This is a genomic window from Colwellia echini (assembly GCF_002843355.2).
GTDB lineage: Bacteria > Pseudomonadota > Gammaproteobacteria > Enterobacterales > Alteromonadaceae > Colwellia > Colwellia echini.
The window spans coordinates 1-517 of record NZ_PJAI02000094.1 but is presented as its reverse complement, the minus strand read 5'-3'; the positions used below and the strand labels follow the sequence as shown (position 1 = coordinate 517).

Below are 517 nucleotides of genomic sequence, written 5' to 3'. Positions count from 1 at the left end.
TTAAACCTAACGGGCAGCGGCAATACCTTAGATTTAGCTGACGTTAACGATTTCAATATTTATACCACCACCAATAACAACAATACTTTACAAGCGACAAATACCGTTAATACCTGGGTAGTTAACGCTGAAAATGCGGGTACTATTAAATTAGGTGATGATGATACAACGACCTTTAGCGGTTTTAGAGACTTAGTTGGTGGTTCTGATAAGGATGACTATACCGTTTCTGCTAATGTTACCAGTATAACCTCAGGTGATGGTGCTGATATTATTACCGTTAATAGCGGCGCTATTTCAAGCATTACTACAGGTCTTGGTAACGATAGTGTGACGATTAATACGAATGTTGCTGATGCTATTGCGAGCCTTAATTTAGGCGATAATGACGATACTTTGAACATTGCTGATATAGCAAGTGTTACCAATATTATTGAAGCAGGATCTGGCAGTGATACGTTAAACCTAACGGGCAGCGGCAATACCTTAGATTTAGCTGACGTTAACGATTTCAATA

The 517-nt window shown here is 38.9% G+C and carries 1 protein-coding gene; it reads left to right on the top strand.

Annotated elements, in window-relative coordinates:
• A partial coding sequence (locus CWS31_RS17670; RefSeq protein ID WP_211355870.1) for a hypothetical protein occupies positions 1-517 on the top strand: 517 nt, incomplete at both ends.